Origin of the sequence: Sessilibacter corallicola (assembly GCF_021290925.1) — a bacterium.
Taxonomy (GTDB): Bacteria; Pseudomonadota; Gammaproteobacteria; order Pseudomonadales; family Cellvibrionaceae; genus Sessilibacter; species Sessilibacter corallicola.
The window spans coordinates 141,112-163,634 of the sequence record NZ_JAJSLX010000002.1; the positions used below are offsets into that span (position 1 = coordinate 141,112).

Below are 22,523 nucleotides of genomic sequence, written 5' to 3' on the forward strand. Positions count from 1 at the left end.
TTAATTCCCCAAGGTTACGTGTTTATAGCCATAGTGATCCAAGAAATTGGGCGATAGACCTTTCACGCTTGGGTCGAGCAGATATTTGGTTTTGTAGGTATAAATAGGTACGAATGGAAGATCGGTTAAAATCATTTCTTCCGCTTTGGCAAAATTAGCCAACCGTTCTTCGTGTGTTTGAGATTGAGGAATGGTTTCCAAAATCATTTTGTCGTATTCAGGGTTGTCGTAAGCTGAGCGATTATTGCCGTTAGAAGACAGACCTAAATCCAAAAAGTTAATGGGATCAACCACATCACCAATCCAACCGGCGCGAGCAATGTCGTAATCTAAATTATTACGGCTGGCGATATACACTTTCCATTCTTGGTTGAGCAGTTGTACGTTGATGCCCAAATGTTTATTCCACATTTGTTGAACCGCAACCGCTAATTTTCGATGGGATTCATTGGTGTTGTATAAAAGCTCGACGTCTGGAAAACCTTCACCGTTGGGGTAACCGGCTTCGGCCAATAATTTTTTGGCTTTTTCGGGATTAAACTCGATCAGTTTTGGGGGCTGATAACCCGCCGCTCCCGGAGGGGTCAGTGAATAGGCGGGTTCGACAATGCCGTACATAACGGATTGATTAATGGTATCTCGGTCAATTGCCAGAGATAGCGCTTGTCTGACTTTGATATTATCAAAAGGAGGGCGGCTTAAATTGAATTGATAATAGTAGGTGCCAATATAGGGGGCATTTCTGAATTTTTCAGGTGACTCTTGGCGATAGACATCGACTTTGTTCAAGGGAATTTCGAAGGTTTTGTGCACCTGGCCAACACGAAACATTCGTTCAGCGGTTGAAAAGTTTTCGATCGGGTAAAAATGAATTTCGTTGAGAGAGACGGATTCTTTATCCCAGTAATAAGGGTTCTTTTCTACTTTAAGGACTTTATAAATCTTCCAATCTTTCAGCCTAAACGCGCCGCTGGTAATCATATTGCCGGGACGAGTCCATTTCGAAAAACGATCGGTTTTTTCGCCAAATTCCAAGATCGAATCTTTATGAACTGCGTAAGCTGCGTGGTGATCCAACAATTGCAAAAAATACGGAATTGGATTTTCCAGTTCAACTTCAAGTACTTTTTCTGAAATGACGCGTACACCCACATCGTCAAAGTTGTCTAATTTTCCTGTTGCAAACGGCTCGGCATTTTTAATTGGGAAAAGCATGTATGCGTACTGATTTCCCATTTTAGGGTCGAGTGCGCGACTCCAGGACCAGTGAAAATCTTCCGCAGTAATTGGATCGCCATTCGACCATTTTGCATTGTCACGAATGTGGAACACATAGGTTTTTCCGTCTTCACTGATTTCCCAGCGATCGGCAATGCCGGGAATCGGTTCGAGGGTTTCATGGTGCTTGGCAACCAAGCCTTCATAGAGCGCTACCATGATGTTGTTTTCGGGCACCCCGGTACTGACGTGGGGATCAATACTTTGCGGTTCGGCGGAGTTTTCGACGTGGAAGATTCCTAGGCGGTTGCCTTCTTCTACCCGAGTTTCTCTCGTACCGCAGCTGACGATTGCCAAAACCGATACGGTTATTAACAGCAATCTAACCGCTTGTTTTAAGTGTGTGTGAATTAATGAAGCTTTAATATTTATATTCATAGTTAAGAATGTTTCGTAAAAATGGCTCACAGGGCGTAGAAATAGACGTAATGTCTGACTGGGCTTTCACGGTAAGCGTTGTCTCTAGTCACCAGGCATTTTTTAAAGTTTTAACAACTTGAATTTATTGTTTTTGGCCGTTCAATCAAAATTTCAGTCATCAAATAGAGTGTACGTGATTGCATGAAACTTAACCTCGACCGTTAGAGTAATACGTATACACAGCAAAAATACTGTGAATATAGTCCCTACGGACGAATCAATAGGTTATGTCATCACTATATCAAAAGAGTTATTTTGATATTGGTTGTGCACGTTGGGCGGGGTTTTGTGTTTGAACGCTAACACAGGAAGCGGGAAAATCTTGGCGGGATCAGCCAGCATGGGGCTGCTGGCCGGATTGAGAAAATGAGAAACGCTTAAACCTGTTCTGCGAGCGTGCGGTATCCGCCAGAGTAGAACAAAATGGGATCGTGATCATTCGAGGCGGAAAATGCCTCAACTTCGCCGACTAAGATGATGTGGTCGCCACCTTCGTATCTTGCCCACACAGAGCACTCAAAAGTAGCAACGGCTTGTTTTAAGATAAATTGACCGGTTTTACCTTGCGTGAATTCTTCAGCATCCAGCAGATGCGATCCGCGCTGAGCGTATTTATTGGATATCTCCATCTGTTCTTCGGTCAACACACTGATGGCATAACCCTTGGCCGCGTTAAAAGGGGCGAAGCATTCGGAATTTTTTTGGATGCTCCACAATAACAATGCCGGTTCCAGTGAAAGCGAAGAAAAGGAATTGATGGTCATTCCTATCGGTCCGTTCGGACCTTCTGTAGTTACAACACAAACTCCCGTGGCGAATTTACCTAAAGTATTGCGTAGTTCTGTAGTTTCTATAGTCACGAGAGAAAAAGCCCTATATAAAATTCTATTTAAATACCCATTAATGAAGAGTCATTTCTCTTAATTTTAGGTGTTTTCCTTGTTGGAGCGAACGAAGAATACTTAATTAACGTTGTTAATCGCGATAAAAGTGATCTTGTGCTCAATATGAACGTTGAATCTTAGCTGGCAAATTACGGTAAGCTCAAAATCTTAGATTAAATATCGGTTAATAATAATGCATCTCAATTCTGAGAGGCAATTGTAGTGTTTTTGTTCGGTAATGAAAGTTTTATGGTTCCCAAAAGAGACTCTGTTATTTTTCGATGTAGGTTTCACTGAATCAGAGTTGCCTAATAGTGACTGCTTAGCGCTATTAGATCAGAGCGATGGGAGCAAATAGTTGTTATCGAAGGCGACTTAACCATCGATCTAAAGCGTTTGCAAAGGCTTGTTTATCTTGCTGGCTAAAAGACTTTGGCCCTTTCGAATGAATACCGCTGGCTCTTAGCGTTTCGTTAAAGTTGCGAATCGTTAAACGGGCACGAATGGTTTCAGGAGAGTATCGGTCGCCGCGAGGGTGTAAAACCGTGCAGGACTTTTCTAATAAATCACTGGCTAAGGGTATATCCTGAGTAATGGCTAAATCCCCGGATTTGGCTTGCTCGCAAATTTTTTGATCGGCGTGATCAAAACCCTTACTGACCAGTTGAAGTTTAACGTGGGGAGACTGAGGTAAATTAATTCCTTGGTTTGCCACAAATACCGATAGGGTTTTGGTTCGCATGGCTGCGCGGCAAATAATTTCTTTGACTGGCACTGGGCAAGCATCCGCATCAACCCAAATAACGGGTTGGTCGAATTCGGATGCTTGATCAGTCACAAATGAAGGGACGTTAAGTAATTAGCGAGCGTTAGAGCGATCTTTGGATCGATAATTACGGTCGCCACGACCGCCACGATCACCGTTGTTATTCGGTCTTCTATCGCCGTTATTGCTTGGTCTACGGTCACGTCGTTGACGTGGGAATTCAGAAGCGTCTACCTTTTTAGGGTTTAGCTGCTTGTTGCGAACATAAATGCGCTGCAATACTCGGCTGGTTTCGCTCGATAAGTTTTGCGGTAATTGCACAAAACTGTGGGTATCGTTAATCGCGATTTGACCAATGTTGTTGCTGCGCATATTGGCTTCGTTTGCGATAGCGCCAACAAGATCACCCGGGCGCAAACCGTCGTTACGACCCACTTCTACGCGATAGCAATCCATCGGTGTGTTGTTGTGTCGGCCGCCGCCATTGCCGCCTCGACGATCATCGCGGTCACGGCGTCTGGAATCTCGACGCTCGTAATTGAATGGTTCATCAAGCATTTTGTCTTTTTCGACAAATAACGGTTTGTCGGATTGGGCGAGGTAAGCAAGCGCAGCTGCGATTTCATCGGCGCTGACATTGGCTTCTGCCTGTACTTCAGAAATTAATTCTTTGAATTCTGGTAGCTCTTGAGAGTCCAGTGTTTCGAGAATGCTTTCGCGGAATTGAGAAACACGACGGGTCGTCAATTCTTCTGATGTTGGCAAACGCGCTTCTTGGATTGCTTGGCCGGTGCTCTTTTCGATGGAACGCAATAAATGACGTTCTCTTGGGGTTACCAATAAAATTGCTTTACCGGAGCGACCCGCACGACCAGTACGGCCAATACGGTGTACGTAAGCTTCGTTATCGTAAGGGATATCGTAGTTTACAACGTGAGTAATTCTCGGTACGTCGATACCGCGAGCGGCGACGTCGGTAGCGATAACAACATCAATTTTTCCGCTTTTGAGTTGTTCAATCGTAATTTCTCGTTGTTTCTGATTGATATCACCATTCAGTGCCGCACTGGCATAGCCGCGTGCTTCAAGACGCTGGGCAAGATCAACGGTGGCAGTTTTAGTGCGCACAAACATGATCAAACCGTCAAAATCTTCAACTTCTAGGATGCGAGTTAACGCATCAATTTTGCGACTCGGGCTGACCATTACGTAGCTTTGTTCGATGCGTTCAACCGTTTTGGTTTTCGCTTCAATTTGGATACGTTGTGGGTTGTTCAAATAGTTGGCGGTAATTTTCTTGATCGCCGGCGGCATGGTTGCACTGAATAAAGCAACTTGGCGACTCTCAGGGGTGTGATCAAGAATCCATTCAACGTCGTCAATAAAGCCCATACGAAGCATTTCATCGGCTTCGTCGAGAACGACGGTTTTTAATTGGCTTAAATCAAGACTGTTTCTTCTTAAGTGGTCCATTACGCGACCGGGTGTTCCAACAACTACATGCACGCCGCGCTGTAATTGACGCAATTGAGCACGCATATCTTGGCCGCCGTAAATTGGGGCGATATGGAATCCTGGGGTATTTTTAGCGTAACTTTGGAACGCTTCTGCAACCTGAATTGCCAGTTCTCGTGTGGGGGCGAGAATAAGCGCTTGTGGTTTGTGAATGGATAAATCGATATTGGCTAAGATCGGTAGCGCGAATGCCGCTGTTTTACCGGTCCCTGTTTGCGCAAGACCAAGCAAGTCCTGACCAGTAAGTAGTACTGGAATACTCTGAGCTTGGATTGGAGAAGGGAGTTCATAACCGATGGTTTTTAAAGATTCACAAAGATTTGCTGGTAGACCTAGCGATTCAAAGTCGCCGGAAAGATCATTGGACATGTGGGGAGCCTGTCGAAAACTAAACATATGCAGACCCTCGCCACGAGATTGATGTTGCAGCGCACAAGTGAGATCTTATTTCGAAAATCATCACACAAGAGCAGTAACTCTTGTTTAGTCAAGCTTGGCAGGGTCGTCAAAGGAGCCCAATTATAGGCTAGGTGGAGGATAAACAAAACTTTTTTTTTGAATTAAGCTTGTTCGTTTTATGTAAGGTATGTTCGAAAACACTAATTTAAGGTGGAATTTGGTTTAATTTCATCAAAATTTAGGCAGAAAATATTGGGGTTCTGCATTGTTTTAACCGTGAATTTCAATTTTTGTCTAAATATTCGGTCAAATGTAGAGCATGATATTCATCATTCGTCTAATAAATGAAAAAACGTTTTGCGATCCTATTCGACTTTGGGCTTAGGCGGTGATTGTTATGATTATTATCGTTTCTGTATTGGTTTCATTTTGTATTTTTGCAATCGTGCTAACAATTTTATTGAAAGTACGTACACCGAGGTATCGTATTCAAGCTCAGCAAGTTAAATCGATTTTAGAAATGGTCCTTTGCGGACAGGCTACCAGCAATGATTGGAATCTATTTTTAGCCTTTGAAATTAGAGATAACCCTTACCTTGACACAATTAGAAAACGTTGTGTTGAGATTGATGAGTCAGAATTTCGTGATCCTGGAACAAAAACTTATCTATTTACGGCAAAAGGGCTGGAGCAATTGCGCGAATTGCTCAATGAATTAACCGTCTATATTGAAAAGGAAGTGGATCAAGAAAACGATTAATGCAGAAATCTTTACCGGTGTTTTTGATGGAAAATATAGTACACCTTTTCTAACGCTTAGCGCGTCTTAAAACGACAACTTGTGGTTTGAGTGTTGTCGTTTGTATGGGTTTTTGAATTTTCAAAAATTTCTGAATTTTAGAGGCTGGCGGTTTTTATTGGTTTCATCACGAACAATAATTAACTAGAGATTTTTCACTCGATTTCATATTGTCAATGTTTTCCAATGCAAACAGCGACTTGCTTTCTTTAACTTATCGAACGACAAGTTGAGCTTTAACAATCCACTTGACACGAATTATTAAAATACGGATGTACTAAATTGTGCGTCGAAGTGTGCGTAAAATAACTCTGTCGTTGTAGAATTTTAATCTGAAGTTTCTTTGGTTGTATTGGACGGTCGTATTGGATGGCTGTATTGCATTTGACGTCCAAAAAATCGCGAGTTTGTTAGAGAAAAATCGTTAGCAGACTCACCCTTATTGTGGCGCCCAGAGTAGGTCTAATAAATGAATTTTGAGTTTTCGCCAGTCACTCGCTTTTTGGTCATTACGGCAGCAATCGTTGTTGTCGTTGCCGGAATGAAATCTGCTGAGGCAATTTTAGTCCCTTTCTTTTTATCATTATTTATCGCCGTTTTATGTTCGCCGCCACTGGCTGGGTTAAAAAAATTAGGCTTCCCAAACTGGCTGGCAATTTTAGTTGTTATTGTCGGAATTATTGTCATTGGCGTTGTTGTAGGTGCTGTCGTTGGTTCATCTATTAACAGCTTTCGGGCGGATTTACCTGAATATCAACAGCGGCTTCGAACATTAACTTCTGGCGGTATCGATTTATTGCACAGTTATGGTATCGAGTTAGATACGTCACAAATCAGGGAAAGTTTTGATCCCAGTGCTGCGTTGGGTTTTGTCGGAACCACACTTGCCTCGTTGGGTAATGTGATGACCAACGCCTTTTTAATTTTGCTGACAGTAGTTTTTATTCTCGCTGAAGAAGTTCGATTCAGTGACAAATACATGATGGCGACATCGAAAAGCAAAGGTGCGTTACAAGCTTTGGAGCGATTTACCTCCAGCATTAATCGCTACATGGCAATAAAAACATTAATGAGCGTAATGACGGGCGGGATTTTGACTGTGTGGTTACTCATACAGGGCGTTGATTACGCGGTACTGTGGGGCTTGCTCGCATTCCTATTAAATTTTGTACCGACCTTAGGTTCCATATTGGCAGCAATACCAGCGACATTACTGTCATTGGTGCAACTGGGTGTGAGTGACGCGGCAATCACGGCGCTTGGTTTTGTATTGGTTAACGGAATTGTTGGTAATGGTATTGAACCCAGAACGATGGGACGAGGTTTAGATCTTTCTGCTCTGGTGGTGTTTTTGTCGTTAGTTTTTTGGGGGTGGGTACTTGGCTCGGTTGGTATGTTGTTGTCTGTACCTTTAACAATGACAATAAAAATTGCTCTCGAGAGTTTTGATGATACTCGTTGGCTCGGTGTCATGCTTGGGTCGGGGAGGTCGGCAATGAAGATAAACGATGTCCCCGAACCTAACGGAGCAGAGTTAAAACTGCCGTCTTCCGAATCCAATTCTTAATAGGTTTTATTGGCTTTGCGGACAATTCTTGTCTTTAACAAAGCCAATGAAATCAGTCTGTAAGCAATAATGCTTGGCCTCTAAATTCTCTCCCTATGTTTGAACAATCTCTCTTTTTGAGGGATTGTTCCGACCAACGCTTGGGTGGTAAGTGCTGTTTAAAAGAGCAACAACTAACCATCGTTAAAGACGTTAAATCGTAAAATGGCTGTAATCTTCTCTTTATCAGCAATGGCGCGTGTATCTATGTGTTTGTTTCGAATTTATACTTTTTTCCCACGAAATAAGGCGCTAGATCGTTAGTTTATTGGTGGCAGCAAACTGTTTATAATCCAGCTTCTGTTTTCAACTAATTAGGTCGAGGAATAATAATGTATAAGCTGGTACTTGTGCGTCATGGCGAGAGTATTTGGAATAAGGAAAATCGCTTCACCGGCTGGAAAGACGTTGATCTTTCTGAGAAGGGCAAGCTAGAAGCAGTTGCCGCGGGTCAACGATTGAAAGCCGAAGGCTTTGAATTCGATAAGGTTTATACCTCTGTTTTGACCAGAGCAATTAAAACAGCTTGGTCAATCATGTCCGAGCTTGATGCATGTTATTTGCCCGTTATTAACAGTTGGAAGTTGAACGAACGTCATTACGGTGGCCTTCAAGGTTTGAACAAAGCTGAAACCGCAGAGAAACACGGTGAAGACCAAGTCCTTGTTTGGCGACGCAGCTACAATACTCCGCCTCCAGAGCTTGAGAAAACGGACGAGCGTTACCCTGGTAACGATGCGCGTTACTCCGAGTTATCAGAATCTGAAATTCCTCTTACCGAATGTCTTGCTGATACTGTTGAGCGTGTTGTTCCTTATTACGAGAGTGTTATCGTTCCTGAAATTAAAGCCGGAAAACGATTGCTCGTCGCAGCTCACGGTAATTCAATTCGCGCGCTCGTTAAGTACCTTGACGATATGAGCGAAGACGCAATTATGAAAGTAAACATACCAACTGCTACCCCGTTGGTATATGAGCTGGATGAGAATTTGAAGCCTATTAAGCACTACTACCTTGCCGATGAAGAAGCCTTAGCAGAAGCAATGAATGCAGTGGCTAATCAAGGTAAAAAGCAGTAATTGAAAATATCTTGATCTAAGTATTTGCCAATATTGCACAAGGATGTGTGATATTGGATTCTTAATCTTATTGAATGATCGCGTTGAGTCAGAACGCCAGAAAAGTACAGTATTAGGTTCGATAGATAAGTTTCAATCAAAAGCAAATAGGCAAATAACGGCGGTCAGTATTTCTGATCGTTTACTGAAAGCACGCCACGCTGAGTTCTTTTCGGTGTAACAAAAATTTTCTTCTACAACAGCACGAATTCGGAGAACTTTGAGTTTCATATCATGGATTAGATAGCTACTGTTACTAGGTTTCTGAATTTAGAAGTTTGATTCTAGTTTCATTAAAACCCCGTTCGCCTTAGAACAAGGCTAATTTTATATTGACTGAGGTCTTAAAATCATGAAAGCGCTAAAAATCTTGGCCGGTGTGGTAATTGTTATTGCTATCTTGCTGGGAATAGGAACGTACCTGCTGTTTAAAAATATTAATGATATTGTTAAATTCGCAGTGGAAGAAGGCGGTACTCAAGCAACGAAAACAGCAGTTGTCCTTAACAGTGCTGAGATTGATGTCGGCGAAGGTCGCGGCCAATTGAATGCGTTAAGTGTTGCCAACCCTGCAGGGTTTAGTGCGAATAATATCTTTAGTCTCGATAAAATTGTGGTTGATGTCGACCCTCAATCATTAACCAAAGACGTGCTTGTTATCGATGAAATCACCATTGATGGCGTCAAGGTCCTGGGTGAATTGAAAGGGCTTACTGAAACTAATATCACTGCGTTGCTCAATAATTTAGATCAAGGTAGTGGCAGTGGTTCTTCGTCGGATTCCTCCGCTGGTGAATCCAAAGATCCATTATTGGCGGTTAAAAAATTGGTGTTCAGCAACAGCGAATTAGCGTTGAGTTCCGATGAATTTGGCAGCTTAGATTTATCATTGCCTAGTTTCGAATTATCCAACTTAGGCAACGAGCAAAACGGTCTTACGCCTCAACAATTGGCAAAAGCTGCGATCAAACCTCTTCTAGCCAGAGCGCAAGACGCCGTTGAAGATGAGCTGAAAGAAAAAGTAAAAGACAAGGCCGAAGAAAAAATTAAATCTGAATTAAAAGATCGGTTGCAAGATAAAGTCAGTGAAGAAGATTTAGAGAAATTAGAAGGCCTGAAGTCTTTGTTCAAGAAAGACTAATTTCTGATCGTATTTCACATTTTATAGATTGACTCAAGACCGCTCGATGGCAATAGCTGTCGAGCGGTTTTTTATTTAGAAATCTCTGATTAACTTCAAAAGTTGGTTGAAAAGTGGGGTTTTTACTTGAGAAGGGTAGACCTTAGTTTCATTGTTTAGAAAGAAACAAAGTATTTAATTTTTAAAAACTAATCGACTAAAGCTCCAATCCTACCAAAGGCAACGTCAATATCGGTGATAACTGATGTATCAATAAAGATCTCATTGCGAGACGTCATTGTTATTTGAGCTAAATGGCTGCCGACTCACAACTAAGCGAATATACTGCCCCGGTTTTATTTAACACCGATGAATAGTTGACGGTTTTGGTGCACAAATATCCATCTCTATGGACTTTTTTATATTCGTTTTGTCTAACAACCGGATTTATATGAAAATTTAAACCGTTAAGTAAATTTTAATTGTGAATGATTGCTCATAAACATAGTCTTAACCGTATTATCTGAACCGGTTAGTAGTAATCGATCCGTTAATGACTAAAATTCCACCTCGATTGACGGTCGTGAATGGACGTTGTACCGGTTAACTGGTGAATGACAAAACAAAAGTTCTAGGGATTTGAATTATAACGACGGTCGTACCACTATACTGTTGGTGGTAATAGTCGCAACAGCGTGATTAGTTATGCAAGAAAAAGTATTAAACGACAACAGTAAGGATGAAATCGAACGTCTCTTACTGTTCATTCCTTTTTTTCGTCAAATAAAGAGTGACGATCCTCAGCAGTTTCAAACGCTCATAGCATTTTCAAAAGTTATTCGCGTGAATACCGGTGAATCAATTTTCAGTATTGGCTCAGAGGATCGGTGGTTGTTCTTTCTTGTTCGCGGTGAGCTCAGTGTACAAGTGGTCGATGAAACGCAAAAGCTGGTAAATGTAAATTCTATTACGGCGGGAGAAGTCTTTGGTGATTTAGCGATGCTGTTAGGTCGACCAAGAACTGCATCAATCACAGTAGCAGAATCGTGTAAGCAGGCGATTGTCTTCGGATTGGATTTTAATGCTTTTGGTGCGTTAACAGATTTTTCGCTGGTCCATCTTAATACTAAGCTCGCCTTTTATCGCTATGCAGTGCACAGTTTACGTTGGAAGCTCGAAGTCTATCGTAACAAGCACCCCAAACATTCATTGGCGAGCCAGCATCGAAAATTGAAAATCTACAACGGCCCAATAGACACCATCGAAGAGCTTCAGAGTTTACACTCGCAAGCGGTGGGCATGGCCGCGATGCTAACCTCTTGGAACCAAGCGTTTTGTAGCTTTCACGATGGCTCTCAATAACACCTCAATTTAAAGTCTCCCTCGCTCATTTGACCTTGTGCTAATACGACTAACGTACAGCGTCGAATGAGCTTGATTGATCGCCTCTTACATCCCACAGCCGACTCACCCTACTTTTTCTTTCACGACTGCTAGACTGAAACGTTGTGGGTAATCAAAGTGGTCGTCTATGAAGTGGTGTAATTTAGAAGCCGTAAATCATCGAATGAGTGCTCTCGTTATTTCCGGCGTTTTACTTTTATTCGTAGATTCATCGGTGAGTAAAACAGAGCAAGAAATTGATGAGATGAATGCTGCTGAGTCAGGTGCTGCAACCAGTTTCGATAAAAACCGATTATGGTTACCTTTGAGTCTTACGCATTTAACCCCTGATCTGCATAAAAGTGCAGAGATCGCATTATCGACACCTCAATGTGTAGAGATTCTTCGCGGCGAACTTCACGAGATAAATCCCGAAAAAACCGTGCCTATATTTAAGTTCATTTGTAAGAGTAATGAGCGATACACGATAGCGACATTGGTCAATGGTGTTAATTTTGAGGTGATCAACACCTCCGGTGAAACAAAGCTTCAACAGCATACCCGTCACCTCAATCAATACTGGAAAATTTGTCAGAGAAATCTTCACGCTCAGACCGAGAAGTTAACATCGGTTAGATGGCCTGAAGGTGGAAAATTTAAGCCAAGTTATATCGACAGTGAAAGGGTGGAGTATGAAATCGATTTTGACGCCCAAGGTTTTGGTGGTGAACCCCTAAAATATCGCGGCTATTGTCAATTCAAAACCCTAAAAAATTACTCGGTGGAAGTGAAACCTAGACCAAGGTCGTCGACGGAGTAAGTGATCGACTCGATAAACTCAAAATATACGACTCAGAGTGTGTGATTTGAACTTGAGGAAGGCTTTCAGTTGTTGTTAGCTTTTGGCAGCGTATGTAACTGGATGGTGAATGGCGTTGTTAGTCATAAAAAAGGCCAGCAGAGCTGACCTTTTTAAAACGTACGTACAGATTGCTAACCTTAAGCAGTCTTTGGTGGACGACCACGACGTTTTTTAGGTGCTGCTGCTGTCGCTGCTTTGGCCGCAGGTGCTGCCGCTGCTGCTTTCTTAGGACGACCGCGACGCTTAGCTGGAGCTGCTGCAGTTGACTTAGGTGCTGCTGCTTTAGTTTTTGCAGCAGTAGTCTTTTTCTTAGCAGGAGTAGCGGTTTTGGTTTTCGCTTTTGGAGCTACTTTCGCTTTGGCTGCTGCTTTCTTAGCAGCTGCTTTTTCTTTCAAAGCTGCCTTTTTAGCGGCGGCTTTTGCCTTAACAGCTTCTTTTTTAGCCGCTGCTTTTTCTTTTACTGCCTTCGCTTTCGCGATTTTGTCTAGCTCTTTGCTTTCAGCTTTCGCTAGAGCATTCGCTGCTTTGTTAGCGGCTTTAAGCTCTCTGAGTTCAGCTTTTGCTTTAGAGGCAGATTCGTTAGTAACCGAAGCTTTCTCAGCAGCAACCTGAGAAGTTGCTAGAGCTTTAGCAACAGCCGCTTCGCTGGTTGGGGTTTTCTTCTTTTTGCGAGCTGCAACAAGTTTAGCTTTAGCAGCTTTACTCGCTGTAGTAGCTTTTTTTGCAGCAGCAGTAAGTTTGGTAACTTCTTTAGCAAGATCGGTTTCTTGTTTAGCTCTTGCTTGAGCAAGTTTCACTTTCAGTGCCGCAAGTTCCTGTTCTAGCTGCTGAACAGGATCTACAGCAGTTGCTTTAGCTTTGCGTGCAGCCATATTTACTTTCCTTTAATAAGATTTGAGCGCGAGAAAAAGTGTTAGATATTAATATGCGACATAAAATAAGCATTTGAAAAAAAATTTCAAGCTCTTTGCTTGAAAATAGTCCAATTTTTTGAAAATGGGAATATTTTTTTTCATTTTTTTGCAAAAAAATCGTTTTTTGCTTTTTAAACTTCAATTTTTTTCTATTCAAGGCGCGATTGAAGTCCACATTTTCATATCTCTCTGTTTTTTTGAGTTTGCGTTTCTCTAACCTCAAAAAATCTAAATACTCAGTTGGCTAAAAAAATAATCTGAGGCGTTTTTCACTTCTGAATTTGGTTTTCAATGGCTGGTTTGAGTTTGTAGTTTTTCACCGAGGGGTTTTTTGATCAAAATTTTTGGTCAAGCGTTGTCATAATCTGTCAAAACTTTAACCTTGGGCGATATTTTTCTGGTGTTAGACCTAAAATTTTGCTCAAACGGGAGTTGCGACAGACGCAGATGAGTAATTTTGAAAGTTCTACGACGGTTCTGAGTAGTTGAGTAACAATTTTGGCGAGGATTTCTGCTTTGAAAATGGCTATCTCGTAATTTAGTACGACTCTCAACGGCCAATTTCTCTTGAAAAGCACAACGCCAGTGCCACTTTTCTGAATTTATTGAAAGTTCAGCGTATAAAATCTGAGGTGATTTGGTTTTTTATCCAGCTTATTGGATGGAAAATCCGTGATTCGTGTTTTCATTCAACGAATATTTGATCTTGGATACAATAGTAATGCTGGATTTGAGTTCTCAAATTGAGCTTCACGGGTATTTTCACCATCGTTAGAAAATATTTTGGGTACGAAATTGACATTCAATACGAATAAAATGGTTTTGCATTGCGATGCCGATAGCTTTTTTGCTGCGGTAGAGATTCGCGAGCGTCCGCAGTTGGCAAATTTACCGGTGGCCGTTGGCGGAAGTGCAAGATCGAGAGGCGTTTTAGCAACGTGCAATTACGTTGCTCGGAAATACGGTGTTCGATCGGCAATGTCGAGTGCGCAAGCGGAAAAATTATGCCCTCAACTAATCATTCTTTCGCCGAGATACAATCTTTATCGCGAAGTCTCCAAACAGATGCATGAGATATTTTCTCGTTACAGTGAATGTATTGAACCGCTGTCTTTGGACGAAGCATTTTTGCTTCTCAGTGACGTTGATTGGGCACAAGCAAAATCGATTTCTGAACAGATTCGCCAGCAAATTTTTACTGAGATTGGTATTACGGTTTCTGCTGGATTGTCGATTAACAAATTTCTGGCGAAACTGGCGACTGAGTGGAACAAACCTGATGGTTTTAAGTGTATTGATGCCGGGGAAGTTGACGCCATAATGGGCAATCTACCGGTCAAAAAAATACCGGGAGTAGGGAAATCTGCACAGGAAAAGTTGGCGAGAATTGGCGTTGTGACGTGCGCTGATTTACAGAGTAAAACCCTTGCAGAATTAGAGCAGTACTTTGGCGTTTTTGGCCACTGTTTGTTTGAACGAGCACGAGGAATTGACCATCGAGAGGTTAAAAGTGTTTGGTTGAGAAAATCCGTCAGTGTAGAAAGAACTTTTTCGGAAGATTTGCTCGATTGGGAAGTAATTCAAACCCATGTGATTAAGCTCTTATCGTTACTTGAGAAACGATGGGTGGGGTTAATTGGCTCTTATCGCGTCAAAAAGTTGTTTGTAAAACTGAAATTTTCCGATTTCACCTCTGCCAATAAAGAATCTCTGATTTCTACTTCGTTGTTTTCTGGAACTGCTTGGTCATCTAATCAGTATGAGCAAATTCATGAGTTAGCGTTGCATCTTCTGAAAATTCTACAGCAAGAAACCGATAAGCCCATTCGTCTTTTGGGTATCGGTTTTGGCGTTGAGCCGATGAGCGGAAAAGATATGACTCAATCTGATCTGTTTTCTTGATTTCCTCTCGCATTTACATTTGCTGTTAACGTTTAAATTTTCTTCGTGGTGTAATTTCCTCCGCTTACTTTGCTTCCCTTCCATTGAATTTTTCTGCTTAATTTTCCTTGAAACTGAATTTTTCATCGAATTGATACCCATTTTCGCTTCCGATACCGATGTTTTTCGCAGGCGAAATTATTTGGTGAGAGGGGAGAATTGCTGAGCTGGAAATCTGGAATGATTGGCTGGGAATTTTTGTCGAATCAATCACTGCTTTGAATGAAAGTTTCTCAGTGACAGTTCATTGACCGTATGGTTTTTTATCCAACGTTAAAACGGCTTTTAGTAACTTTTGTATTCAGTTAAGCAATTTTTGTTTCTAAAAAGGCTGTTAATTATTACAAGTTTGTTAAATCCATTATTTTAATATTCAATAAATCTATGCGTATCGGGGTAAATTCTCGTTAGTAAAGCTGAAAGTTCAATCAAGTGTTTTACGAAAATGATAATTATCATAATATGAATACAGTCTTGTGTATTAACTGAGGCTAAATTAGTTTTAATTTTCGATAAACAGAGACTGTGTGAGCTTTTCGCAATGTTATGTGGTCGTGTGGGGAGCTTGTTTATAAAACTGAATCCGCTGGTTGCTAGGGATTTAATTACCTTCAGATAATTATTTTCAAAAGCCGGAGAACCAAAATGGACAAGCGCGAAGTTTATTTAGTAAGTGGAGTTAGAACCGCGATCGGAGACTATGGCGGTGCTCTCAAAAATATGCCCCCTGTAGAATTGGGAGCAAAAGTAATTGAAGAAGCGATTACTCGGGCGGGCATAAAAGCAGACGACGTTGATCACTGCGTCATGGGTAATGTGATTCACACCGAACGCAGAGATATGTATTTAAGCCGTGCGGCAGCGATGACCGCAGGTATCCCTGAAACGACCCCAGCGTTAACGTTAAATCGTTTGTGTGGCTCAGGCTTGCAGGCGGTTGTATCGGCGACACAAATGATTCTGACCGGAGATGCAGACATTGCCGTTGCCGGTGGTGCCGAGTCGATGAGCCGAGCGCCATACTGGATTCCAAGTGCTCGCTTTGGTGCGCGTATGGGCGATACAGAAATGGTCGACGCGATGACCGGTGCTCTGACTTGTCCGATGGACAGCACTCACATGGGCATTACCGCAGAAAATATTGCCGAAGAATGGACGGTCACTCGTGAAGAGCAAGATCAGTTGGCGTTAACCAGTCATAGCCGTGCTGAAAAAGCCATCAAAGAAGGTTTGTTTGAATCTCAGATCTTACCGCTTGAATTGGTCAGCCGAAAAAAAACCACCGTATTTAATCAAGATGAGCATGTACGATTTGGTGCAACAATTGATGATTACACTAAATTGCGTCCAGCGTTTAAAAAAGATGGCAGTGTCACAGCGGGTAATGCATCCGGTTTGAACGATGCCGCCGCCGCATTAATTCTCGCTGATAAATCGGCGGTGGAAAAACACAACCTGACCCCAATGGCAAAAATCAAATCCTACGCGGTCGCTGGTGTTGCTCCGAAATTTATGGGCATGGGACCGGTTCCTGCTATTAAATCTGTTTTGTCAAAAGCGGGCTTGTCGGTTGCTGATATTGATGTGTGGGAGCTTAATGAAGCTTTCGCGGCGCAGGCGCTAGGCGTTTGCAAAGAACTCGATTTACCGATGGATAAGGTGAACCCGAATGGTTCAGGAATTTCGTTGGGGCATCCAATTGGCGCAACCGGTGCAATTATTACTGTCAAAGCATTGTATGAGTTGGAAAGAATACAAGGAAAATACGCAGTAATTAGTCTTTGTATTGGTGGTGGTCAAGGAATTGCTGCTTTGATTGAAAGGGCATAATGTTTGCGATAGTTTTTCTCGCAGCTATTTGAACTAACGCCTTTTGTCTTATCAGACAAAAAATTCACCCGCTTAACGACTTTTGTTTGTTAAGCGGGTGAATTTTTTTAGACGAAAGAAACCTAATGGTGGATTCTGTTTTGTTAAGCGTCTTAACTAACGGCTGTTGCAAAATTTTAAAAGACTTTTGTCTATAAGCTGATAATATAGCCAAGCTTTTTTGGGTGCGTATTTGCACCGACACTTTTGGCTTGAATTTAGAATAATTATTTGAGGGGGCAGTATGAGCCGAAGAAGAAGACGCGGCGACGCTGAAGACAAGGCTGATATCGATCTGACGCCTATGTTGGATGTCGTGTTCATCATGTTGATCTTTTTTATTGTAACCGCGTCTTTCATCAAAGAGGTTGGCTTAAATATTAACATTCCGGATTTGCCGGATGAGCCGCCACCGGTAGATCCGGACGGTCCAAAAAATATCTTGGTAGAAGTCACTTCTGCTAATGAAATTATGATGGAAGGTCGACGCGTAGATATTCGCTCTGTTCGTTCGGTTATCGAGCGTCAATTTGCAGAGAACCCAGAAGCGGTTGTTATTGTTAAAGCGGATGCGAAATCGGAAGCGGGAACCTACGTTGCAATTGCAGATGCTGCTAAGTCGGCGAAAGTACCTCAAGTTACCTTAGTACCAGACGGCATCGATAATTAATCGATTTTAAGTCGAAAAACCCCGCTTTATGCGGGGTTTTTTTGTTTTACGGCTTCTTCTTTGATCGGTTGTTTGGCTTTGTTGCTCTTAATCGGGCGCACCTTCTCTCTAAACTCCGTTTCTTTCTTCGGATCGAAATTCGCCCTCATAAAGTCTCGTAGTCTAGGTTGAATCTCAGTTCTAAACCGTTTTCCGTTAAATACGCCGTAGTGACCGACACCGGGTTGAATGTAGTCAAACTGCATATCGTCAGGAATGTTTTTGCACAAATCGTGTGCAGCCTGAGTTTGCCCAATACCGGAAATATCGTCTTTTTCCCCTTCGACTGTCATTAATGCCACTTTTGAAATGGCTTCGGGTTTAACTTTTTGGCCGCGATGATAGAACTTGCCGACTGCGAGAGAATGTTCTTGGAAGACCTCGCGAATTGTCTGTAGATAAAACTCTTGAGTTAAATCCAGCACTGAGAGGTATTCGTCGTAGAATTCCCGGTGTTTGGAAATACTGTCGCAATCGCCTTCAACCAGGTGATTAAAGTAGCGTTGGTGGGCGTTTAAGTGTGAGTCGCTATTCATACTTATAAACCCACTTAACTGCAGAAAACCGGGGTACACTCGCCGAAAGGCGCCGTCATGGGGCAGGGGAACGGTGTAAATAACGTTATTTTCAAACCATGATAACGGTCTTTTCTTCGCCAGATCATTCGGTACGGTGGGGGATCGGCGGGTATCGATGGGCGATCCCATGAATGTCATGGAGGCAGGCAGTGACGGATTTTCGTTTTCTGACATCAACGAAACCGCCGCAAGAACCGGTGGCCCTGGCTGACAAATAGCGAGAATGTGAGCATCTGGACCAATGTGTTCGAGCATCTCGATGATGTAATCAACATAGTCGTTGAGATCGAACTGGCCTTTGTACAGGGGTACGTCGCGAGCATCTGTCCAGTCTGTGATGTAAACGTCGTGTTCTGGTAGGAAAGCTTCGACGGTGCCTCTCAATAACGTGCAATAGTGTCCTGATAAGGGAGCCACAATCAGTAAGCGAGGGTCTACATGCGGTTTGCCGTAGGCTTTTTGGTAGTCGGCTTCGTTGCGTTTAAAGTGCCTGAGATCACCAAACGGTTTACTCCAAACCACTTCTTCTTCGATTGCGACAGGTTGCCCGTTAATGTTGGTTGAGGTTAAGCCAAACTCGGGTTTGCCGTAGCGACGGGTCATCGACTCGAACAAATCACAGGTCGCGCCTATGATTTTTCCAGGATACGTGTAGCTGTATGGATTTAGCTTGGAATCGAACAATTTTTTGCCCAAGCCTGCAGCTTCGCGAAATGGTTTTAGTACTGCGTGATTAAATTCGTACAAATAATATAACATCGGTTTCTCCAAATAACGCGACCAGAAAGCCTACTTGGCTGCGTCTTTCTGTTCCTGTCATTGGCAGATATTTTCACCAATATGACCAATATTTAACAATTATGGTGTAAAAGTCATTATTTATTAAATTAGATGTCGGTGTTACTTCCGATAACCATAGTTTGTATTCACAATTGCTGCAATGCAGCAAGCAGTATACTCCGGTCTTTCCTCTTGGCAAACAAAACTGTGCAAATGTTGGATTTTTTACAACACAATGCACCAGTAGAGGATGTCTTGTTAAAGGGTTTTCGAATATTAGAAAGTGATCAACTGACCAAATTAACAGCTAAATGTGATCTGGTTTGGATATGAGGAGAAGAAAGGGGTGTTTAAAATTTTAGACAAGGAAGGAGCCTGCTTGCACAGACTCCCAAGTTGAATGGATTAGGTGGCAATGGCTTTGTAGACGGATTCTAGAGAATCGTTTGCATCACCAAACAACATTCTGGTGTTGTTCTTATAAAACAGAGGATTGTCGACGCCAGCGTAGCCTGTGCTCATGCCACGTTTTAAAACAACCGTAGTTTTTCCCAACCAAGGCTCCAGTACTGGCATTCCTGCGATGGGGCTGTCAGGAACTTCCTTGGCTGCTGGGTTTACGATGTCATTGGCGCCAATAACAATGGAGACATCCACGTCTGGAAATTCTTCATTGATTTCTTCCATTTCGTAAACAATGTCGTAAGGCACTTTGGCCTCAGCCAATAGCACGTTCATATGTCCTGGCATACGACCAGCGACTGGGTGAATACCAAAACGCACATTAACGCCTTTTTCACGCAGGGATTTGGTGATTTGGTAAACCGTGTGTTGCGCTTGAGCGACGGCCATTCCGTATCCGGGAATGATCATGATCTCTTTGGCATTGAGAAGCATATTACCGACTTCGTCAGAATCGACGGATTGAATGTCATCAGCACTTCCCGCAGGGCCAGCATCACCCGATGAAGCTGTAGGTTTGGTGCCGAATCCACCGGCAATTACGTTGATAAATTTTCGGTTCATGGCTCTACACATAATGTAACTTAAGATTGCACCTGATGAACCCACCAGCGCGCCGACAACAATTAACAGGTCATTCGCTAACATGAACCCTGTTGCAGCCGCAGCCCAACCTGAGTAACTATTAAGCATTGAAACAACCACGGGCATATCCGCACCGCCGATCGCCATAACCATATGGATACCGAACAGTAACGCGATCACCGTCATGATAATGAGTGGAGTAAGCCCCGCACCTTCAGCGGATTGCTCAACAAACTCAAAACCTTGCCATACTGCTACAACCAGCAGAATAAGATTTAACCAGTGACGAGCCGGCAAAAGCAGCGGTTTGCCACCCACTTTTCCACTCAATTTTAAGTAGGCGATAATCGAACCGGAAAAAGTCATGGCGCCGATTAAAATTCCTAAATAGGTTTCGACGTCGTGTATGGATTTTTCAATGCCAACTAATTCGGTACCGTGATGCAAAAAGTTTGCGTAACCGACAAGGACCGCCGCTAAACCAACACCAGAGTGTAAGACCGCTACTAATTCTGGCATTTGTGTCATCGCGACTTTTTTGGCGAGCATAAAACCAATAATGGCGCCGACAACAATGGCTCCAATGAGCAACACATAATTTTCTGTGACTGAACCAATGACCGTTGCAAGCAACGCGATGGCCATACCGATAATGCCGAAGTAATTACCGCGTCTGGCTGTTTCTTGTTTACTTAATCCGCCCAGTGCCAAAATAAAGAGTATTGTTGCACCGATGTAGGCTGTATTTATTAAACCTTGACTCATTATTTTTGCCCCTTATTTTCTAAACATCGCAAGCATGCGTTGAGTTACTGCAAAACCACCAAAGATATTTATGCTCGTAATTAATATGGCAAAAGCCGATAGATAAACGACCCAGGGGCTTGGTGTGGAGAGTTGTATTAATGCGCCAATAATAATGATACTACTGATCGCATTAGTTACGCTCATTAACGGTGTGTGTAACGAAGGCGTTACATTCCAAATAACCATGTATCCTACAAAGCACGCCAGAACAAACACGGTGAAGTGCGACAAGAAAGAAGCCGGTGCGCCTGCGCCAATTAAAATAAGCGCTAACGCACCTACTGTCATCCAAACCCAACTGGAATTTTTAGGTTCTTCAGTTTCTTCTTGTACAGCAGGTTTTGCTTTGGTTTCAGGTTTTGGTGCGGGTTTCGCCGATAATTTTGGCGCTGGAGGTGGGAAAGTTATTTCACCGGCTTTAACAACAGTTGCACCGCGAACAACTTCGTCGTCAAAATTAATGGTTGCTTCGCCATTTTTTTCTGGCGTCATATCGGTGAGTAAATGGCGTAGATTGGTTGCGTATAATTGACTTGATTGGCTCGCAAGTCGGCTTGGCATATCGGTGTAACCGATTAATGTAACGCCGTGTTTTACGACAACTTGATTTTTTTCAATCAGTTTGCAGTTACCGCCTTGTTCAGCGGCTAAATCAACAATAACGCTACCTTCTTTCATGGATTTAACCATGTCTTCGGTAATTAATTCTGGTGCGGGTTTACCTGGAATTAATGCGGTAGTAACAATGATGTCGACGTCTTTCGCTTGTTCGGCAAATAATGCCATTTCCGCTTCGATAAATTCTTTCGACATGGTTTTTGCGTAACCGCCAGAGCCTGAACCATCTTCTTCGAAGTCGAGCATTAAAAACTCGGCGTCCATTGATTCGACTTGCTCTTTTACTTCTGGACGTGTGTCGAAAGCGCGGACAATAGCACCCATCGATTTTGCTGTACCGATTGCGGATAAACCGGCAACACCCGCCCCAATGACTAATACTTTAGCGGGGTTTATTTTGCCAGCTGCCGTAATTTGACCGGTAAAAAATCGGCCAAAATGTTGAGCTGCTTCAACAACAGCACGATAGCCACCAATGTTAGACATGGAGCTTAATGCATCCATTTTTTGCGCTCGGGAAATCCTAGGCACCATATCCATTGAAAGTGCATTGACTTTCTTTTGCGCTAGAGTTTCCAGCATTTCTGGGTTTTGCGCAGGCCAAATAAAACAAATTATTGTTTGTCCTTCGCTCAGTAAATCAACCTCAGAAATGTTTAATTCGGGGTGATGTTCTGGTGCTCTGACTTTGAGAATAATGTCAGCATCAGACCATAATTTCTTAATATCTTTGACAATTTCAACACCAGCATCCTGGTAATCTTCGTCTCGAAACTTTGCAGCGGCGCCAGCACCGCTTTCAACAAAAATGTCAAAGCCAAGTTTTTGTAACTGTTTAGCAGCCTCTGGTGTAGTAGCGACGCGGTTCTCACCCGCACGTATTTCTTTGGGTATCGCTATCTTCATTTAATCTCTCCCAAAACTTAAAAGACCTTAAAAAATGCCTTGTTAATTTTTTGTATTAATTGGTTTTTATTTTGATTGATAATTAAAAGCACCTGGAATATTAGTTATTTTTTTAAAACCAGATACAGTAATGCAAATATAAGCACTGTAAATATGACAAAAAAATTTGTGAATTTAAATGATGTTAATCAATTTGATTTAATG

Annotated in this window: 17 protein-coding genes; 9 read left to right on the forward strand and 8 right to left on the reverse strand. The window is 42.5% G+C overall.

Features of this window, described 5'->3' with window-relative positions:
- From LU361_RS07970 to LU361_RS07985, 4 genes are all read right to left on the reverse strand, one after another.
- The gene (locus tag LU361_RS07970; protein ID WP_233088327.1) at window positions 1–1,656 is read right to left on the reverse strand and encodes a peptide ABC transporter substrate-binding protein; all 1,656 of its coding nucleotides are present in this window, start codon (window positions 1,654–1,656) and stop codon (window positions 1–3) included.
- Window positions 1,657–2,075: 419 nt separating this feature from the next.
- Complete coding sequence (locus LU361_RS07975; protein WP_233088328.1) at window positions 2,076–2,558, reverse strand: flavin reductase family protein; 483 nt, start codon at window positions 2,556–2,558, stop codon at window positions 2,076–2,078.
- A gap of 385 nt (window positions 2,559–2,943) precedes the next feature.
- Window positions 2,944–3,420, reverse strand: a complete 477-nt coding sequence (locus tag LU361_RS07980) for a YaiI/YqxD family protein (protein ID WP_233088329.1) — start codon at window positions 3,418–3,420, stop codon at window positions 2,944–2,946.
- Window positions 3,421–3,441: 21 nt separating this feature from the next.
- The gene (locus tag LU361_RS07985) at window positions 3,442–5,232 is read right to left on the reverse strand and encodes a DEAD/DEAH box helicase (RefSeq protein ID WP_233088330.1); all 1,791 of its coding nucleotides are present in this window, start codon (window positions 5,230–5,232) and stop codon (window positions 3,442–3,444) included.
- 427 nt (window positions 5,233–5,659) lie between these two features.
- Between LU361_RS07985 and LU361_RS07990 the strand changes: the two genes are divergently transcribed.
- The 6 genes from LU361_RS07990 (at window position 5,660) to LU361_RS08015 (ending at window position 12,108) form a co-directional block, all read left to right on the forward strand.
- Window positions 5,660–6,022 (forward strand): hypothetical protein, encoded by a 363-nt coding sequence (locus tag LU361_RS07990; RefSeq protein WP_233088331.1) that lies wholly within the window; start codon window positions 5,660–5,662, stop codon window positions 6,020–6,022.
- A gap of 508 nt (window positions 6,023–6,530) precedes the next feature.
- On the forward strand, window positions 6,531–7,628 hold the full coding sequence (locus LU361_RS07995; protein WP_233088332.1) for an AI-2E family transporter: 1,098 nt from the start codon (window positions 6,531–6,533) through the stop codon (window positions 7,626–7,628).
- A gap of 371 nt (window positions 7,629–7,999) precedes the next feature.
- Window positions 8,000–8,746 (forward strand): 2,3-diphosphoglycerate-dependent phosphoglycerate mutase, encoded by a 747-nt coding sequence (gene gpmA, locus LU361_RS08000; RefSeq protein ID WP_233088333.1) that lies wholly within the window; start codon window positions 8,000–8,002, stop codon window positions 8,744–8,746.
- 391 nt (window positions 8,747–9,137) lie between these two features.
- The gene (locus LU361_RS08005; protein ID WP_233088334.1) at window positions 9,138–9,926 is read left to right on the forward strand and encodes an AsmA family protein; all 789 of its coding nucleotides are present in this window, start codon (window positions 9,138–9,140) and stop codon (window positions 9,924–9,926) included.
- A gap of 684 nt (window positions 9,927–10,610) precedes the next feature.
- On the forward strand, window positions 10,611–11,267 hold the full coding sequence (locus LU361_RS08010; RefSeq protein ID WP_233088335.1) for a cyclic nucleotide-binding domain-containing protein: 657 nt from the start codon (window positions 10,611–10,613) through the stop codon (window positions 11,265–11,267).
- 169 nt (window positions 11,268–11,436) lie between these two features.
- The gene (locus LU361_RS08015) at window positions 11,437–12,108 is read left to right on the forward strand and encodes a hypothetical protein (protein WP_233088336.1); all 672 of its coding nucleotides are present in this window, start codon (window positions 11,437–11,439) and stop codon (window positions 12,106–12,108) included.
- A gap of 179 nt (window positions 12,109–12,287) precedes the next feature.
- Here LU361_RS08015 and LU361_RS08020 read toward each other — a convergent pair whose 3' ends face one another.
- Entirely contained in the window at window positions 12,288–13,022 is a 735-nt protein-coding gene (locus LU361_RS08020; protein WP_233088337.1) for a hypothetical protein, read from the reverse strand.
- An 837-nt stretch (window positions 13,023–13,859) separates the two neighbouring features.
- Here LU361_RS08020 and dinB point away from each other — a divergent pair.
- From dinB to LU361_RS08035, 3 genes are all read left to right on the forward strand, one after another.
- Window positions 13,860–14,966 (forward strand): DNA polymerase IV, encoded by a 1,107-nt coding sequence (dinB, locus tag LU361_RS08025; RefSeq protein WP_233088338.1) that lies wholly within the window; start codon window positions 13,860–13,862, stop codon window positions 14,964–14,966.
- Window positions 14,967–15,650: 684 nt separating this feature from the next.
- A complete protein-coding gene (gene bktB / locus LU361_RS08030; RefSeq protein ID WP_233088339.1) occupies window positions 15,651–16,835 on the forward strand; it encodes a beta-ketothiolase BktB in 1,185 nt (394 codons plus the stop codon).
- 283 nt (window positions 16,836–17,118) lie between these two features.
- Window positions 17,119–17,544: an ExbD/TolR family protein gene (locus LU361_RS08035; protein ID WP_233088340.1), complete on the forward strand. Its 426-nt coding sequence runs from the start codon at window positions 17,119–17,121 to the stop codon at window positions 17,542–17,544.
- Window positions 17,545–17,570: 26 nt separating this feature from the next.
- Here LU361_RS08035 and LU361_RS08040 read toward each other — a convergent pair whose 3' ends face one another.
- The 3 genes from LU361_RS08040 to LU361_RS08050 all read right to left on the reverse strand — a co-directional run bounded on the left by LU361_RS08040 (window position 17,571) and on the right by LU361_RS08050 (window position 22,319).
- Window positions 17,571–18,920 (reverse strand): polyhydroxyalkanoate depolymerase, encoded by a 1,350-nt coding sequence (locus LU361_RS08040; protein ID WP_233088341.1) that lies wholly within the window; start codon window positions 18,918–18,920, stop codon window positions 17,571–17,573.
- A gap of 426 nt (window positions 18,921–19,346) precedes the next feature.
- Window positions 19,347–20,753 carry a Re/Si-specific NAD(P)(+) transhydrogenase subunit beta gene (gene pntB / locus LU361_RS08045; protein WP_233088342.1) on the reverse strand — a complete coding sequence of 469 codons (1,407 nt, stop codon included), beginning with the start codon at window positions 20,751–20,753 and terminating at the stop codon, window positions 19,347–19,349.
- A gap of 12 nt (window positions 20,754–20,765) precedes the next feature.
- On the reverse strand, window positions 20,766–22,319 hold the full coding sequence (locus LU361_RS08050; RefSeq protein ID WP_233088343.1) for a Re/Si-specific NAD(P)(+) transhydrogenase subunit alpha: 1,554 nt from the start codon (window positions 22,317–22,319) through the stop codon (window positions 20,766–20,768).
- Between the last annotated feature and the right edge of the window lie 204 nt (window positions 22,320–22,523).

Bases quoted from the DNA above. Each gene is read 5' to 3' on its own strand.
- LU361_RS07970 (WP_233088327.1), bottom strand. From the start codon at position 1,656: ATGAATATAAATATTAAAGCTTCATTAATTCACACACACTTAAAACAA.
- LU361_RS07985 (WP_233088330.1), bottom strand. From the start codon at position 5,232: ATGTCCAATGATCTTTCCGGCGACTTTGAATCGCTAGGTCTACCAGCA.
- LU361_RS07990 (WP_233088331.1), top strand. From the start codon at position 5,660: ATGATTATTATCGTTTCTGTATTGGTTTCATTTTGTATTTTTGCAATC.
- LU361_RS07995 (WP_233088332.1), top strand. From the start codon at position 6,531: ATGAATTTTGAGTTTTCGCCAGTCACTCGCTTTTTGGTCATTACGGCA.
- gpmA (WP_233088333.1), top strand. From the start codon at position 8,000: ATGTATAAGCTGGTACTTGTGCGTCATGGCGAGAGTATTTGGAATAAG.
- LU361_RS08005 (WP_233088334.1), top strand. From the start codon at position 9,138: ATGAAAGCGCTAAAAATCTTGGCCGGTGTGGTAATTGTTATTGCTATC.
- LU361_RS08010 (WP_233088335.1), top strand. From the start codon at position 10,611: ATGCAAGAAAAAGTATTAAACGACAACAGTAAGGATGAAATCGAACGT.
- LU361_RS08015 (WP_233088336.1), top strand. From the start codon at position 11,437: ATGAAGTGGTGTAATTTAGAAGCCGTAAATCATCGAATGAGTGCTCTC.
- LU361_RS08020 (WP_233088337.1), bottom strand. From the start codon at position 13,022: ATGGCTGCACGCAAAGCTAAAGCAACTGCTGTAGATCCTGTTCAGCAG.
- bktB (WP_233088339.1), top strand. From the start codon at position 15,651: ATGGACAAGCGCGAAGTTTATTTAGTAAGTGGAGTTAGAACCGCGATC.
- LU361_RS08035 (WP_233088340.1), top strand. From the start codon at position 17,119: ATGAGCCGAAGAAGAAGACGCGGCGACGCTGAAGACAAGGCTGATATC.
- LU361_RS08040 (WP_233088341.1), bottom strand. From the start codon at position 18,920: ATGTTATATTATTTGTACGAATTTAATCACGCAGTACTAAAACCATTT.
- pntB (WP_233088342.1), bottom strand. From the start codon at position 20,753: ATGAGTCAAGGTTTAATAAATACAGCCTACATCGGTGCAACAATACTC.
- LU361_RS08050 (WP_233088343.1), bottom strand. From the start codon at position 22,319: ATGAAGATAGCGATACCCAAAGAAATACGTGCGGGTGAGAACCGCGTC.